Consider the following 16337-nt stretch of genomic DNA (forward strand, 5'->3'; position numbering starts at 1 on the left):
TGTCGGGGACGAGTCGGCCGTGAAGGACGTGGTTGTCGGCGTACACGTGATCGTGCCCAGTCACGTACGGATGAACGTGCCCGGCTGCTGACGTAGCGGGGATCGTTCGTGGGCAGTCTGCCGCTGGCCTGTTCAGGGTGGTGGAGGGCGGCTGACCGTGGTGTTGGATCCGCAACGGTGGATGGAACTTCGACGGTTTCGTGGGCTGCTTGAGTCCGGGGCAATGAGCTTGTCGGAGATCGCGCGGGAGACAGGGCTCAACCGGCGCACGGTCCGCAAGTACCTGTGCTCCGAAGCTGCGGCCGCACCGCCCCGGCGGGCTGGGCCCGCCCGCGGCCGCCGGTGGATGGTGGATGAGGTCGCGCCGCTGATCGATGCGATGCTGAGGTCCGAGATCCTGATCAAAGGTGCCGTGGTCCACGAGCGACTGGTGGCTGAGTATGGCTTCACCGGCACCTACCAGCGGGTGAAGCTCTACATGCAGGAAGCCCGCCCCCGCATCGCTCAGGAAATGGGCATCAGCCCTGGCGAACTGGCCAGCCTGCACCGCAGGTTCGAAGTCGTGCCCGGTGCTCAGGCCCAGGTCGACTGGGGCGACGAGGGTCAGATCCTCGCCCACGTGGGTATCCCGAAGGTCTACTCCTTCCACATGACCTTGTCCTACTCCCGTGATCCGTTCTGCTGCTTCACCACCAGCCAGGACCTGGCCACCTTCTTCGACTGCCACCGGCAGGCCTTCGCCCATTTCGCCGGGGTGCCGATGTCGATCGTCTACGACCGCACCAAGACCGTCGTGCGCCGGCACGTCGCCCCGGGCGAGGCGGTCCCGCTGCACCCGGAGGCGGTCGCCTTCGCAGGCCACTATGACTACGTCATCGACGTGCTGGCGGCCTACCGGCCGCAAGGCAAGGGCAGGGTCGAGCGTCAGGTGAACATCGTCCGCGACCATGTCCTGGCCGGCTGGGCCTTCTCGTCGATCGGGGAGATGAATGCCGCCTTCACGGCCTGGGTGCCGTTGCGGCGGGCGAAAGTTCACGGCACCCACTGACAGTGACGGCGGCCGTGGCAAAGTCCAGGTGTGCGGCCAGTTGAGTCCAGGCTAATGGCCACCGGAATTCCCGGCGTATGGCCGTCTGACCTGTGGTGTTCCTGATCGCTTCTTTATCTGAAGGAGACCCCTCCGTCCGGTTTGCTGGTGTTTGCGTGCATCAGCTACCGGCCGGAGAGGTCCTGTGACGAAGTCTGACAGAGAGATCATGGAAATCCTTGAGGCGTACGACCTGACCGGGACGGTCTGGTCGGCGGCGGCCTTGGCGGGGCACGACCCGAAGACGGTCAAGCGGTACGTCGAGGCCCGTGACGGCGGGCGCAATCCCTATGAGCGAGAGCCGCGGCCGAAGATGATCGACGCGTTCCTGGAGAAAGTCGAGGAGTGGGTCGAGCAGTCGAAGGCGACGATCCGCGCCGACGTGGTCCACGAGAAGCTCGTGAAGATGGGCTACCGGGGCAGCGCGCGCTCGACGAGACGGGCGGTGAACGCGGCGAAGACGGCGTGGAAGGCGGGCAAGCGCCGGACCTACCGGCCGTGGATTCCCGAGCCGGGCTGGTGGCTGCAGTTCGACTGGGGCGAAGGCCCTCGGATCGGCGGCCGGCGGACCTGGCTGTTCTGCGCATGGCTGTCCTGGTCGCGGTTCCGGGTCGTGATCCCGGTCTGGGACTGCACGCTGGGCACGCTGGTCGCCTGCCTGGACACCGCATTGCGCCGGATCGGCGGGGCACCGACCTATGTCCTGACCGACAACGCGAAAACGGTCACCGTCGAGCACATCGCCGGGATCCCGGTGCGGCACCCGCAGATGGTCGCCGCGGGCCGGCACTACGGCTGCCAGGTCGTCAGTTGCGTGCCCTACGACCCCGAATCGAAGGGCGGAGCGGCGGCCACGGTCCGTATCGCGAAGGCCGACCTGGTGCCCACCAGCGCGAATCTGCTGGCCGCCTACGACTCCTTCGCCGAGCTCGCTGATGCCTGCCTCGCCTGGTGCGAGCAGGTGAACTCCCGCCGCCACCGGGCAACCGGGCAGATACCCGCGAGCCGTCTGGACATCGAACGCACCACACTGCATGTCCTGCCCATCGAGCCGCTCGCGCTCGCGCTGGGCGAGGAACGAGTGGTCGGCTCGGACCGCACCATCAGCTTCAACTCGGTTCGCTACTCGACCCCGCCAGGCCATACCGGCGCCAGGGTGTGGTGCCGGGTCGTCGGCGAGGAACTGTCCATCACCGCCCGCACCAACTCCGGTGATCTCTCGGAGATCTGGCGCCACCAGCTCTCCACCCCGGGTGTTCCGCAGATCATCGACGCCCACTATCCCGACCACCCTGACGGCCGCGGCATCCACCAGCCGAGGCTGCAGCCCCGCTCGGAAGCGGAGATCGCGTTCGTGGGCATCGGTCCCGGCGCCGGGCGCTGGCTCAAGGAGGCCGGGCCCGCAGGCGCCACCCGCATCCGCGCCAAGATGGCCCGCGCAGTCGAGCTGGCCACCGTCCTGGGCAACGACCGGGTCGACCAGGCCCTGGGCCTGGCGGCCACGGCCGGGCGCTTCGCCGACGAGGACCTGCTTTCGATCCTGGGACACATCGCGGACAGCAAGCCCGCCGGCGAGGTCGTCCGCGCGGACGAGGCTCACTCCGTCCAGAACGGAACTATCGCCTGGCAGGCCTTGGGCCAGTAGGCGATGCCCTCAGGATCACGCACGACTCCGCGGTCAGTCGCCGACAAACCAGAGATACCGGTGGGACCCCTGCTCGACGACTTGGCACAACTCGCGGGCCCGTTCGACCCAGTCGCCACCGCAAGCGGCCGGGAGCCGGTCGAGTTCTGTCAGCAGGAGCGACACCTGCCGATGGTTGAAGACCGCATCCCCATACGGGATCAGGCCCCAGAGCATCGGGAACAGCCCCGGATCCAAATCACCGAAAGCAGACGTCCACTCCACCCCGCCTGCCCGAGCAACGACGTCGCCGCTGTCACCACGCACCTGCATATCGATCATCCGCCGAGCGTATCGGCGCCTATCCAGACCGACGAAGGAATTTAGAAGCCATGACGTTTCCCCAGGCCCCGGCTCTGCCCGAGGAACTCGACAAGCTCATGCGTCGCATGCGCCTGCCCTACATGCGCAAAGCGGCCCCCGACGTCCTGGCCACCGCACGCGCCCAACGCTGGGATCCCGCAGAGGTCCTGCGGCTGCTGATCTCCGAGGAGGTTACCGGCCGCGACGCCGCCACCCGGCGTCTTCGTCGCCACTCGGCGAACTTCCCCACCGGCAAGACCCTGGGATCCTGGCGGGCCGAGGACTCCACCATCCCCGAACCCACCCAGAACTCCCTGATCACCCTGGAATGGATCGGCCGCGCCGAGAACCTGGTGATCGCTGGCCCCTCGGGCACGGGCAAGAGCCACTTCACCGAGGGACTCGCCCAGGCCGCGATCGAGAAGGACCTGCGGGTGTCCTGGTTCACCTTGGAGACGCTGAGCGCCGCGATCGGCAAGTCGAAGGTCGACGGGTCCACCGCACGGACCGTCGCCCGGATCTGCCGCGCGGACCTCATCGTCATCGACGACATCGGCCTGCTGCCCGTCGGGGAAGACGCCGCCGAAGCGTTCTACCGCATCATCGACGCCGCCTACGAACGACGCTCCATCGCCGTGACCAGCAACATTCACCCCTCAGGCTTCGACACGATCATGCCGAAGACTCTCGCCGGCGCGAGCACCGACCGCCTCATGCACCACGCTCACCTCGTGACCACCACCGGCGACTCACACCGCCTCGCCGAGGCCCTCGCCGGGAAGGGAGCGATCCCCCTGAACTGACCCCCACCCCCAGGAACACCACTGGCCACACGCCTGGACTTCTGATGGCCACCAGCCTGGACACCCAACGGCCACCCACCTGGGCATCTCGATGACCGTTGACAGAGAGGTCATCGGACACCGGGCCGCTCGCGATCACACAGCCCTGCGGCCGCTGCCGAAAGCTCCGTATGTGGTTGCCCAGCGGCACCTGAGGCACGTCGGCAAGGACTGCCTGGTCGCCTTCGACGCGAACCTCTACTCAGTACCGGCCCGCAAAGTCCGCCCCCGTCAGCTGGTGGAAGTCAGAGCCACGAAGTCTCAGATCATCCTGCATTCCACCGTCCCAGACACCAACGGCGACACCCTGCTCGCGATGCACCACAGGGCCGTCGGCCGCGGAGCCTGCGTCGTCGACGAGAAGCACTGGGACGGACTTCCAGACGGCAAGAGCAGTCGAACCACCACCAGTGATGTCCCTCCTCAACCCCGTCAGCGGGGCGCCGTCGGCGAGGAGGCCCGCTCGCTGATGGCTCTCTTGACCCGGGCCGCGGCCGTCCGAGTCGAAGTCGGCCGCCGACCCCTGTCGGTCTATGACGAACTGACCGGAACACGCCCCTTCACCACCCACCCCGCACCGGAGGAGCCCAGTTGAGTGAGCTGGTCAGCACCCGCATCCGCACCACCGCCGCCAGCCTCGGGCTGCCGCACCTGGCCGAAGCCCTGAGCCACTACATCCAGCGGGCCGACGAGGCGAAGATGGGCTACCTCGACCTGCTCGACCTGGTCCTCTCCGAAGAATTGGCCGTCCGCGACGACCGGCGTTTTCGCAACGGCCTCAGGCTCTCGAAGCTGCCGCATCACAAGACGATCGAGGACTACGACTTCACCTTCCAGCCCGAACTCGACCCGCGCAAGGTCAAGGACCTGGCCACCTTGTCCTTCGTCGAGGACAAGGCAAACGTCGCCCTGCTGGGGCCGCCGGGAGTCGGCAAGACCCACCTCGCCGTCGCACTCGCCGTCGCGGCCTGCCGAGCGGGCTACTCGATCTACTTCACCAGCCTCGACGACATGGTCCGTCACCTCAAAGCCGCCGAAGACCAGGGCCGGCTGATGAGCAAACTCACCAGCTACCTCCGCCCCGCCGTCCTCGTGGTCGACGAAGTCGGCTACCAGCCGCTCGAGCGGGCGGAGGCGAACCTGGTCTTCCAGGTCATCTCCAAGCGCTACGAGAAGGGCTCGATCATCCTGACCTCGAACAAGACCTTCGGCGAATGGGGCCAGGTCTTCGGAGACGAAGTCCTCGCCACCGCCATCCTCGACCGCCTCCTGCACCACTGCGACGTCGTCTCCATCAACGGCCCCAGCTACCGCCTCAAGAACCGCCTCCAGGCGATCCAGCGGGACACCGACGTGGCCTGACCAGTGGCGCACACAACTTCGTACGGGGCGGCGCACTCAAGCGAGTACGCGGACACCGCGCAGCCACGGCGCAGAAGTTTCGGCCGAGGGCGAGGCGGAGCCGGTTGTCGTGAAGCTGCGTGTGCGGGTCTCCAACACCAAAACCCGCCGCGACAGGTTCAGCCAGGAGCAGCTGGACGCACTGCGGGAGCTGGGCGTGGACTGGGCGTGACACGCCACCTCGGCCATCGTTGAGCTGGGAAGTCAGCGAAGTGAAGGCCCCGGAACGTCGTAACCCCCGGGGCCCTCGTCACGCCCTCCCGCACCGGATGATGGTGCAACACAGGTCCCTGACGGCTGCGGTCGCGTGTTCGTGCAGGTCAGGGCTGCAACACGGCAACAGCGTCCGTAAGGTCACGATGAAATCGTCGGACAGGTCGACGTACCAGTACGGCGGGGCCTGCGGGCGCGGCAGGCACCTCGCCCGCCCGCAGGCAGTTATGGATATTTTGAGCTGTTTCGTCGTGGATGGTTTACCCAGGCGGTGGTGGCAGGAATCCTAGGTGAGTTACATCTTCTGCGCTCATGGCCGACTCTTCCAGAAAATCGACAAGGAGTCGGTTCATTTTATAGCAGTCTTCTTCGTCGTCGCGCATGAAAAGACTCCAACCTGGCATTGGCTGTCCTTCCACTCGCGTTAGGGATGCGTCCAAGCCCGAATCAAGCCTGAACGCGAACGTGTACCGATGGCCTAGATCCCATGGCTCATCGAACTCTTCACATGGCCCCCATCGCTCGATCAGCTCCCTATCCGATACGTTGATATGCGCTACATACAGAGCCCTACGGCCACCGCGCATCTCGACGACATTGATTCGTTTCAACGCCTTACCTCTGTAACGAACGCCGGGATCCATGCCCAGTCTTCTCCGTCTGCTCTAAGCAGACCTACACCCGGCTCTACACCTTGCTCCCAGGCAGCCTGGTTCGGCATTGGGTTCTTCTTCGGCTGCACTGTCGTGTAGAACTCAAAACTTCCCGGAGGGGCATCCTTCGGCAGTGCTCCAGGGTACGCCTGCACCGTAGGTTCCCCACCACCGGCGATTCCCCGCGGCGCCCTTCCTCTAAGCTGACCAGAATTAATGACCATGTCAGTCACGGCATTCGTCTGGGATTTACTGGTACCACCGATCCTATGGAACGGCCCGTAAAGCACGGCCGCTTCGGAAATATCTGAGCCAGCGGCGATTGCCCGGGGTGCGCCCGATCGGCCACTACCACCGACTGCCCATGACCCTACAGCGGCACTTCCTCCTGATGCGCCGCCTGTTGCCATTTCGGAAAGTTCGGCTGCGCACACCGGTGCCGCCGCAAGACATGCGGGCCCAAACTCTGCTGCCACTGGAGCAACTACGACAGCCAAGCTAACAACAGTTATGACACCCAGCGCAATCTTCTGACCCAAGTTTAGCTTGGTGTGTGATTGAATCTCGACACCCTCATAGGATGCCGGGTACCCGGAATCTCCAGATCTCCTTTCACCGTTTCCGTTCTTGAGGGTGGGAGCTGGTTCGGGTCCCTTCTTATAAAGGGTGACGGTTGTCCTCTCGGTCTTTCGGCCGATGGTGGTGGTGACCGAGAGGATGCCCCCGCTGCCGGTCTCGGCGTAGCGAGTTACGTTCAGATACCAGCCCTGCCAGGGGTTACCGCCCCACGAAAGGTTGTGGTCGTGGAGGTAGGCCGCTTCTGTCGCGCCGCCCGCTTCCGTGGCCAGTGGGCGTAGTCCCGTGGGGTCTGAGAGAGTGACCGGGGTGTTGTTGGCGTAGGCGTAGCCGTTGAGGGACTCATGGTCCTCGGGTGCCAGTACGGGGTCCACGGAAAGGAAGCGGCCGGATACTGGATCGTACTCGCGTGCACCTATGTGGGTGAGGCCGGTTGCGTCGTCCTTGGGCTTGCCGAGGAAGCCCTTATCGTCGGGCCAGGCTGGTGTAGCCGATCCGCGGGATTCACCGAACGGCTTGGTGTAGCGACGCGTTGCAGCCTGGGTTGTGGCGTCGACCACCAGCGACTCGGTGCCGTGATGGTCGTCAACGATCCAGTTCAGGCCTGCGTTGTTCCGGATGGCCTTGCCGCCACCGGTGCCGTAGTACCGCTGTCCGGTGAAGGCTTTGGTGGCGGGGTTGTAGTGGAGTTCCTGTCCTGCGGGAAGGTAGAGGATGCTCTCGCTGGGGCCGCTGCGGATGAGCAGTTGGCCTGCTGCGTCGTAGAGGTAGCTGGTGGTCGTGCTTCCTTCGGTCAGGCTCGTCAGTTTTCCTTCGACGTCCCACTTCAGGGTCTGGGCAGCGCCGGCCGGGCCCTTGCGGGCTGCCGTGTTACCGGTTTCGTCGTAAGTGAAGGCGTCCGTCTGGGTTCCGGTCGTTGCCGACTTGAGCGTGTGCGGCTGCCCGCTGCCATTGGCGTTCACCGGGGGGTAGGTGTAGGTGGTGCTGGATGTGGCGGTGGAGGTGCGTGTGGTCTGGGTGCTTCGCATGCCGCCGACGGTGTACGTCCAGCTGTTCCAGTACGGTGCCGGGCCACCCAGTGCTGCGGTGGAGCGGGCTGCGGCGCAGTCTCCGGAGGAGGGGGTCCAGGCTTCGGCCAAGCGGCGCTGGCCGTCGTAGGTGAAGCACTGGTTGTCACCACCCGCGACCTTGTTCTTTACGGACAGGACGTTTCCGGTGGCGTCATATGCGTAGTCGACGTCACTGGTGTATCCGGGGTTCGTGTCGTCCAGGGTGTGGCTGTTGGAGAGCCGGCGGGTTCCGTCCTCGTAGCGGTTGACGACCTGCATCTGCTTGGCTGTGCTGGAGACGCCGAGCACGGTCTGTTCGACTTCGCCGTACTGGGTATAGCCAACGGAGCGGACGTAGTTTGCCATGCCTGCCACGCCCGTCGGCAGGCTAAGGCCGTTGTAGGTGTAGGCGACGGTTTCAACTGGGAGGCCGCCGACGGCGGGCAGGACGGTGTTTCCGAGCGTTCCGTCAACGTTGTAGGCGCTGGACGTGGTGTAGATCTGAGGAGCGCCCGCGACGACCAGAGGGTCGCTGGCGGCCAGAACTGTCTTGACTCCTGTTGCCCGACCCATGGAGTCGTATCCGGTGAAGGAGTTCGAGTAGATCTTGCCGGTGGTGCCACCGACGTACCGGATGGAGGCGGTGGGCTTGCCCTTGGCCAGGGTGTCGTAGGTGTATTTGGTCAGCTGGTGGGCGTTGTCCTTGATGCCGTCCCAAGTGCCGAGAAGCCGGCCGAGCTCGTCGTAGTCCTGCACGACGGTCTTGGTGCTGCCGTCTCGGACGGTGGACGACGTCAGGACCTGGTCGGCATCGTCGTACGTGGAGGTGACGGCCCCTGTGTCAGGGTCGGTCTTCGTGGTTTGGCGACCTCGCAGGTCGTAGGTGTAGGTCCACTTGGCCCCGTCGGGACCAGTCATGGATTCGACCTGGCCACCGCGGGTGTAGGTGTACTTGATGCTGCTGAAATCGGTCCCGGTCGGATTGGGCCCGCTGTACTGGCGGCGTTCCATGACCTGGCCTCGGGCATCGGCCACGGTGCGTACGCCGTTGCCGCCGGGAGCAGCGGTGACCGCGGTCTCGTCGCCCGCGTGGGAGGTGCTGGTGCGCCACTTCTCCTGGCCGTAGACGGAGAACACTGAGGCGATGGACCTGCCGGCTCCGTCATAGAGCGTCTCGGTGGAGGCCGGTACGGATCCGGCGACGGTGGACGCGAGATCGCCAGTCGGTGCCGCACCGTCGTGGACTTGGGTGTTGGATTTGTAGCCCAAGCCGCGGTCGTCGTAGAGCGTCTCCGAGATGACCCGACCGCCTGCAGGTGAAAGCGTCTGCTGCTGGCGGGGCCGGAAGGCCGAGTCGTAGATCTGGTAGGAGCTGTTGTAGCTCTGGCCATCCGCCTTGAGGGTGTCTGTCCGTACCCAGGAGGCCTTGTCCTGCTGGACGGCGTAGGCGTAGACGATGCTTGCGGCGTCGCCCAAGGTGCGGACCCGGTTGGGCTGCCAGACGCTGACGAGTCGGCCGAGCGCGTCGAAGCTCCACTCGGTGACTTTGCCGTTCGCGTCGGTCAGTTTGGTCGCGGCGCCCCATGCGGGGTCGATGTCGGTCGTGGCAGTGAAGTTCTTGGGGTCGGTGACCACCTTTCTGGTGAGCGGGCCGTATCCGGTGTCGGCTGGTGTGTAGGCGGTGCTGACCTTGCGGCCGAGGGCGTTGGTGGCAGTCGTAGGGCGGCCCAGGAGGTCGTAGGTCGAGGTCGAGACGGTCTGGTAGACGGGCTGGCCGGCTGCGTAGGAGCTGAGCCGGTACGTCGAGGTGATGTCACCCTTCGTAGGAGCGACACCCACGGCCTGGCCGTCGTATCCAGTCGTGACATCGGAGAGTACGTCGTCGGGCAAGGTCATCTTCGCCCGGCCGGCACAGGGGACTGAGTAGGTCTCCATCCGGGACGTAAGGGCTACGACCCAGGCTGCGGAATTCCGGGCGTATGACTTGACCGTGCAGGATTCGTCGCCCGTCTTGGCCAGGTCGCCTTGGTCGTCGACCGTGGTGGCGCTGCCGTAGTCATCGTCATAAGTCACGGTGGCAGAAGTGGTTCGGGTTCCTGCCGTGGTGGTGGTGCGCGTTGTGGTCGTGGCGGGCTTGGCGAACCAGGCCTCGGTCGTTCCCCATGCGTACTTGTGGCTCGCGGTCCGATGCGACCACGGGTCGATGACGCTGGCAGTCACTTCAGTGGCGCCGTCATAGGTGATGGACTCGCGTACGAGGCCGGCGTACTGACGGGCATCGTCGATGGCCTTGCCGGTGGAGTCGGTTACCTTTTCCACCCGCGTCGTGCCGTCCATTTGCTTCTGGCCGTTGAGGCCGCGCATGTAGAGGGTGTAGGTCTTGGCCTTGGGGCCTGTCTCGTCGCCGACTGTAGTGGTTACGTTTGCGTACCCTCGCCACTGCGACCAGGTGCGGTATTTCTCCTTGGTCATGCCATCATCGTCAGCGTAGGCCCAGCCGGCGCCGCCACCGTAGGTGTAGTAGGTCTCTTGAGTGTCGCCACCGCCCGTGGTGTCTTCCTGAAACACTGAAGTGACGACGTACTTGTGAAACCAGTCGAGTTCCGGTGTGCCTCCTGCCTGCGACCAGTACACCGGGAAGCAGCGGAGAGTGTTCTTGTCCGGTGCGCTGGGCATCTTGGTGCCGCTGATGCACTCGGGGTCAGAGTAGTTGACGGTGACGACCGAGCCGCTCTCGGACTTGATGGTCCGCACGCGCCACTTGTAGTAGCGCAGGGTGTTGTCGCCGCCTTCCACGTGGTTGGGCATCTGGATGCCGCCGAAGACGACCTTGGGCATGGCGACATCCGTACCGCCGGCTTTGCCGGTCGACTGGATTGAGTTCAGCCACAGGCTCGGGGCTGAGGCATCCCCCGACGCTGGGAATGAGTGCTCGAGGTGCCAGTTGTCGACCTGCCGGTTTGTGGTGCCGGTGCCCGTCCACACATAGGTGTTGACGTCGGTGAGGCGGTAGCGGGTGAAGAAGGACGGGCCGACCAGTCCGGTGCAGGCCTTTCCGTCATCGCAGATCATGTCGAAGGGGACATCGGGCCAGTTCTTCGCCGTGTCCTTGGTCAGCGAGGTGCAGCCGTTGGCGACCACGCACCGCTGGTCGTACTTGAAGGTCACCTGCTGCGCGGCGGGCTTGGTGAACAGCTGGTCGCTGCGCTGGCCGTAGTCGATGCGCTTGAGGTATCCGCTGCGGACGTAGGACGTGCCGGGTGAGGCGATGCCGGACTTGGCGTAGTTGTTGGTGTTCTTTCCGTACCAGTAGGTCATGGCGTTGTTGTGGGTGTCGACGACGTAGTCGAGGTTCCACTTCCATGCCTGGTTGCAGAAGGAGGTGTCGAAGGTGGCGCCGTGGCAGGGCTCGCTCGTATCGTCTCCGGAGACGGGGACGGTCCAGGTCGAGTCGGTGACTTCATCGTCTGCTGCTGTGCCGTGGTCGCTCCAGCCGGGCAGTTTGTGCTGGCCGAAGTAGTACTGGACTCCGTCAGTTGAGGTGACACGCCAGTATTCGCCGTTGTTGTCGCCGTTCGGTGCGCCAGTGAGGTGCTCAACTCGGGTGGCATCGTCGTTCTTCAGCCGCCAGGTGCCGCCGGCCGCCTCAGACTGCGCGGCTGCCGTGCACTCGGCGTCCGTGGGGCAGTCGTTGACGAGCTCGACAGCCTTGCCGTTCAGGACGAGAGTGGCATTGGCGTATTTCCAGCAGAGGTCGCCCTTGCCTGCCTGCCCGTCGTCTTTACAGGAGGCGTATTTGCGTTCGATGTAGGACTCGGTGATCGAGAATCCCTCGCCCACAACGGACGTCTGGTTGTTCTCGGCCGAGGTCCGGCCGTCGACGGCTCCGGAGTTGTAGCCGATGGAGAGCACGGGAGCCGGTCCAGCCGTGGCCGGTGGGACCCGCATGGGGTAGCTCCAGTTGAAGTCACCCGTGCTGCCTCCAGCCTCCCAGCTGGCCGAGGGACCAAGGGGCGTCGCTCCGTAGTCGCCTGCTGAGCCTGAGGAGGAACCTGCCTCGGCTGCCAGCAGCATGGGACCCGTCGACAGGCTCACGGCGTGCAGGTCTGTCGTAAGGGTCTTGGTGCTGGTGTTGTTTTCGCTTGCGATGGGCTCCTTCTTGCGGCACTCGGGGCGGTCCGGGGTGGTGAGCGCGCAGGACGGGAGCTTCACCAGGTGCAGCCGCGAGCCGTAGTCGCCGCCGTACATCGCCCCGAAGGACGAGTAGTCAAGAGAGAATCGCGTAGGAGCGCCTATGGGTGTCTTTTCTTGAGGGGTGAGGCCTACCAGTACGCCGGTGACACCAGCACGCTCTGCTGTCCTCTGGTTGTGGATCTTGACCGTAAGGCGGTTGGCGTCGGCGGTCTGCTGGGACGCGCCATCTGCCGTTGCGGAGCGCAGTCCCGATGTCTTCTTGGGGTCGGGCCGACCGTCGTGCAGGGCGACGCTGAGGCTGCCTGCTTTTCCGGTGGCGTTCTGGCCGGGGGCGGGGCTCAGGGTGATGTCGCCCTCAGAGGGCCAGTGGGCGGCCGCGACGGTTTCGCGGGTGCGCTTGTCGGCGGGGGCTGCTTGGTCGGCGGGGGCCTTTGAGGGCCGCTTCTTGAAGGGCTCCACTTTGTCGATCTTCGGCTTCGTCAGGCCAGGGAAGTGGGCAGTCCCGGCAGCGTTCGCTGCGGGTGGTGCGGTGAGCAGTGGGGGCAGCAGCGCGAGTGAGACGGTCACCGCGCCGCGTCCCAACCAGCGGCCCAGAGCGGCTCGCGCCCAGGTACCGCGTGCGTCAGGTTTCACGGTTCGTTCCTTCTAGGAGATGGCAAGGCGGATCCGTGCCCGTAGTCCGGGCGGGATGGGTATACGGGTCGGTGTGGCCCGGCGCTGTCGCCGGGCCACACCTCACGGGGCGGGGAGCTGTTACTGCTCGGCCGCGTAAAGGTTGCCGATGTCAGTGGCGGACATGGCGCCGGTCCACACACGCACGTCGGCGATGTGTCCCGGGAAGTAGCGAGTCTCGACGCCGTCGACCAGGCCGCGGCCTACCTCGAAGTTGCCGTTTCCCTGCCAAGGCGCCGAGTACGGAATTCCGTGCGAGCTTCCGGACTGGGCGGTATTGACGTAGAGGAACATCGCTCCGCGGCTCACACCGTCGCCATCACCGCTGCTGGTCGTCTGCTGGGCGTCGTATACCGCGGTCAGGCGCACCCAGCGGTCCTTGTCCGCGACGTCGGACTGGGCCACGGTCGTCCAGTTGACGCCGGTGGCATCGGAGGTGGGACGGCCCAGCTTCCACTTTCCGGCAGTACTGCCTGCGGCTTGTTCGTACCAAAGGCCCCAGGATGAGTTGGTTGAGCCGGACTGGCCCATCACCCGGACTTTGTAGCTCTTGGACGTGTCCTTGAGCTTTTCGCCGTCCAGGCGTGCCCAGGTGGTGGCGGTGAAGGAGCCGGTCTCGTCGACGAGTGGGCCGGTTGCCGTGGCATATGAGGTACTGCCGTTGAGCACCATGACCTGGCGGGTGGGAAGGCCGATGTCCGCATTGCCAGCTGTGTCTGGGTCTATTCCTAGAGTGACGCTGTTCAGCGTCATCGGCCTGCCGTATCCGGAGTTGTCCGCGATGGGGGTTCCGCTGGCTGTGGTCGCGTTCCAGTCGGCGACCTTGGCTGTGAGCGGGGCTCCGACGGTGCCATCGGTGTCTTCCAGGCGTGCGTCCTGGGCGATCTCTGCGGGCGTCAAGGCCCTGGACCACGATTTGGCTTCGTCGATCGCGCCGGGGAAGTAGTCGACGTAGGTGCCTCTCCAGCGGATTCTTCCGACCTGGAGGGGGCCGTTGGCCTTCCAGACCGCCGGGACTGCCGCCGACTCCTGCAGTCGTCCGTTTACGTAGAGGCGAATCTGCTGGTCGGCTGCGTCGTAGACACCTGTCAGATGGGTCCAGACGCCTGGCGTGGCTGGCTGCTTGGCTGCGGCGACGACGTACTCAAGCGTGGTGCTCGAGGAGTCCTCTTTGGGCAGCCGCAACGCCCACGTCTTCTTCGATGTCAGGTAGGACAGGTGGAAGGCGCTGGCGAGCTGTCCGTCCACGCTGAGGATCGCCCGGTTCGCCGACATGCCGCTGCTGTCGATTTTCGCCCAGGCCGACACGGTGTACGACTTGGTGGTGTCGATCGGCGGGGCAGTCGAGGCCGCGAACGCGGTGCTGCCGTCTCCGCTCAGTGCGTGGGTCCCGCCCCGGGCCTTGGCCGTGAAAGCTGCCGCGCCGCCCAGCGTGAGCGGGTGCTTGGTCTGGCCTGGGTTGGTGTCTGCCCCGGAGTTGTCGAGGGGCCAAATGCCAGATGGTGCCTCTGCTCCCTTGACCAGGAAGCTGTAGTAGCCGGTCAGAGAGCTGTGGCCGGCGGCGTCGTAGGCCCACACCTGAATGGTGTTCTCGCCTGCCTGGTCCGGCGAGATTTTGAGCGTTGCCGCCGTACCCGTGGGGACCGGGACCGGGTCTGAGACAGATCCGCTGTTCAGGCGCCACTTGTACGAAACGACATCGGACTGCAGCCCGGCCACCGCGGGGTTGGTGTCAGCGGGGGTGAAGGCGAATGCGCCAGGCACTCCCACTCCGCCTGCCACCGACGAGCTGCTGGCGGGCTTGTAGAGGCCGTCTGTGCTCGAGATCACCGGGGCTGGGGGGCTGTCGGTGTCGATTCGGAAGTAGCACCACGGGGTCCAGCCGGAATAGAGAACTCCCGTTTCGCCTCGGTCAGTCGCGTAGTAGGCCTTGGTCAGGGCCCGGACCGCGTAGTCGGTCTCAGGGGCCAAGGCCGGTGCGGTGAAGTCTCGTACGGCATCGTCGGCGACCCAGGCGTTGTCGGGCGACGAGGCGCCCCAGACCACCTGTGAGCCGTCGGCCTTCCACACTTCCACCGCACCCTGCAGCTGAGCCTGCGAGCCGTCAGGAGACTGGACCCCTGCAATGAACTTCGGGGTAGTCGTGCTGGTCACATAAGGGTTAGTCGAGGGGTTACACGCCCGACCGGTGGTCCCGCTCTGGACTCCCACAGGGTCCGGCACCTCGGGAGTAGAGATATAGGTGACCGACAGCTTCGCGTCGTTGCGGAACCGCGCCCAGGTGGCTGCGTCGGATTCGTCTTCCGCGCGCAGCTCCAGGGTGAGGTTCGGCCTCTGCGTGTCGGCGGACCACTGGACGGTGGGAGTCAGGTTCTCGTCCGGCTCGTCCGGGATGTTGTCGCTGAACCGCAGCCAGTCGGCCGGCTGCGCGGGATTGCACAGTGTTCCTCGGCCCATCGCGGACCAGCGGTCACCCATGAGGTCTGCATAGTTAGGCTTCGATCCCCATGATGTGGAACTGGATATGTCCTGGTCGACACGCACCAGCCAGTAGTTGTGCTGTGAGCAGTTGAAGGACCAGGTCTGGTACACCTCGAACGTCGCGTCCAGGATCTTCTTCCCGTACAGCGACGACATCGGGTACTCGAAGTACATGCGCTGCGTGTAGGGGGTGTAGGAGCAAAGGTAGCCGCCGGAGTTGGAGCAGCGGCCGACGCCCTTGTCCCCGCTGAACTCCCAGAAGCGGTCGCCGTCGGAAGACAGGGCCGTCCAGTCCGCGGCCGTCAGGCCCGTGACCGGGGGGTCGACATAGACAGGGAAGACCGCGCTCGGGCTGTGCAGCAGGGCAAGATCGGGAGTCAGTTCCAGCTTGTCCGCCGAGACAGTGACGGACACCTTGGCGGTCTTGTCTCCGTCACTGGGAGCGGCGGCAGGGTCTTGGGTGCCTCCACCGTCGTCGGGCCGGACAGCCTCAACAGGAGCGGAAAGTGTCGCAATCTTGCTGAACGCCATCGGCTTGGCCTGCTGATCACCGGACGAGTCCCACATCTGGCCCGCAGGGCTGTCGAAAACCGTCGCGCCGTTCGTGTCGACGAAGCGCACCCCTCCATCGCGGCCCGGAGCTGTGCTGACGCCCGTGCCGGTGACCGCCATCGTGAGCTTCTCAAGCTTCGGGTTCTTCGCTGCGGCCGCGGTCTTGACGACCAGGACCTGCGTAAACCCGGTAGCGACCGCGGTGAGCTTCAAGTCGACGTCTGGCATGACGTCGGTATACGTGGCGGTAGCGCCTGCCAACGCAGGCTTCGGCAACGGCTCAGGCCAGGTAAGGGCGACCTACTTGTCTCCCTTCGCCAGAGCGACTGCCGAGCCCTCCGACCCACCCTGCGAAAACTCCACGCGGGCGGTTGTCGACTTGGCCCGGATCCGGCCGTCGGCCGCCTGAACCAGCGTGGTGTCGATCGGTGCCCACGACCCGTCGTCCTGACGCGCCCGAACCGGTGCGGCACTCGACTCCAGGGTGAACGTTCCATCAGGATTTGCAAACGTCTGAGACGTCTCCGTGCGCCGCGAAGCAACCTCAACACGGTCACCACTCCGCAGAGCCTGCTGCGTCGCCTTGCCTTCCACCGACGTGCTGACGCCAGGCGGTCCCGACGCCGCGAC

At 65.3% G+C, this 16337-nt stretch carries 8 protein-coding genes and 1 pseudogene; 6 read left to right on the plus strand and 3 right to left on the minus strand.

The annotated features are described in order from the left end of the window. Nucleotides 1–181: 181 nt before the first annotated feature. Both istA (ACFYZS_RS38920) and istA (ACFYZS_RS38925) read left to right on the plus strand, forming a co-directional pair. Nucleotides 182–1045, plus strand: a pseudogene (istA, locus tag ACFYZS_RS38920) (IS21 family transposase); the annotation flags it as partial. A gap of 211 nt (nt 1046–1256) precedes the next feature. Then, the gene (gene istA, locus ACFYZS_RS38925; RefSeq protein ID WP_389023855.1) at nt 1257–2732 is read left to right on the plus strand and encodes an IS21 family transposase; all 1476 of its coding nucleotides are present in this window, start codon (nt 1257–1259) and stop codon (nt 2730–2732) included. Nucleotides 2733–2765: 33 nt separating this feature from the next. On the opposite strand, the gene ACFYZS_RS38930 is transcribed toward istA (ACFYZS_RS38925), so the two are convergent. Further along, nucleotides 2766–3053 (minus strand): hypothetical protein, encoded by a 288-nt coding sequence (locus ACFYZS_RS38930; RefSeq protein WP_389023858.1) that lies wholly within the window; start codon nt 3051–3053, stop codon nt 2766–2768. Nucleotides 3054–3103: 50 nt separating this feature from the next. Here ACFYZS_RS38930 and istB (ACFYZS_RS38935) point away from each other — a divergent pair, with 50 nt between their 5' ends. The 4 genes from istB (ACFYZS_RS38935) to ACFYZS_RS38950 all read left to right on the plus strand — a co-directional run bounded on the left by istB (ACFYZS_RS38935) (nt 3104) and on the right by ACFYZS_RS38950 (nt 5489). Beyond that, on the plus strand, nt 3104–3877 hold the full coding sequence (gene istB, locus ACFYZS_RS38935) for an IS21-like element helper ATPase IstB (RefSeq protein ID WP_389023861.1): 774 nt from the start codon (nt 3104–3106) through the stop codon (nt 3875–3877). 91 nt (nt 3878–3968) lie between these two features. Beyond that, complete coding sequence (locus ACFYZS_RS38940; RefSeq protein WP_389023864.1) at nt 3969–4511, plus strand: hypothetical protein; 543 nt, start codon at nt 3969–3971, stop codon at nt 4509–4511. After that, nucleotides 4508–5278 carry an IS21-like element helper ATPase IstB gene (gene istB, locus ACFYZS_RS38945; RefSeq protein WP_389023867.1) on the plus strand — a complete coding sequence of 257 codons (771 nt, stop codon included), beginning with the start codon at nt 4508–4510 and terminating at the stop codon, nt 5276–5278. The genes ACFYZS_RS38940 and istB (ACFYZS_RS38945) overlap by 4 nt, the downstream gene beginning before the upstream one ends. A gap of 109 nt (nt 5279–5387) precedes the next feature. Then, nucleotides 5388–5489 (plus strand): helicase, encoded by a 102-nt coding sequence (locus ACFYZS_RS38950; RefSeq protein WP_389023870.1) that lies wholly within the window; start codon nt 5388–5390, stop codon nt 5487–5489. A 648-nt stretch (nt 5490–6137) separates the two neighbouring features. On the opposite strand, the gene ACFYZS_RS38955 is transcribed toward ACFYZS_RS38950, so the two are convergent. Both ACFYZS_RS38955 and ACFYZS_RS38960 read right to left on the minus strand, forming a co-directional pair. Further along, a complete protein-coding gene (locus ACFYZS_RS38955; protein ID WP_389023873.1) occupies nt 6138–12635 on the minus strand; it encodes an RHS repeat-associated core domain-containing protein in 6498 nt (2165 codons plus the stop codon). Nucleotides 12636–12755: 120 nt separating this feature from the next. Beyond that, nucleotides 12756–15935, minus strand: a complete 3180-nt coding sequence (locus tag ACFYZS_RS38960; RefSeq protein ID WP_389023877.1) for a LamG-like jellyroll fold domain-containing protein — start codon at nt 15933–15935, stop codon at nt 12756–12758. Nucleotides 15936–16337 lie beyond the last annotated feature (402 nt).

The sequence above is a fragment of the Streptomyces sp. NPDC001903 genome (assembly GCF_042891345.1).
Taxonomy (GTDB): Bacteria; Actinomycetota; Actinomycetes; order Streptomycetales; family Streptomycetaceae; genus Streptomyces.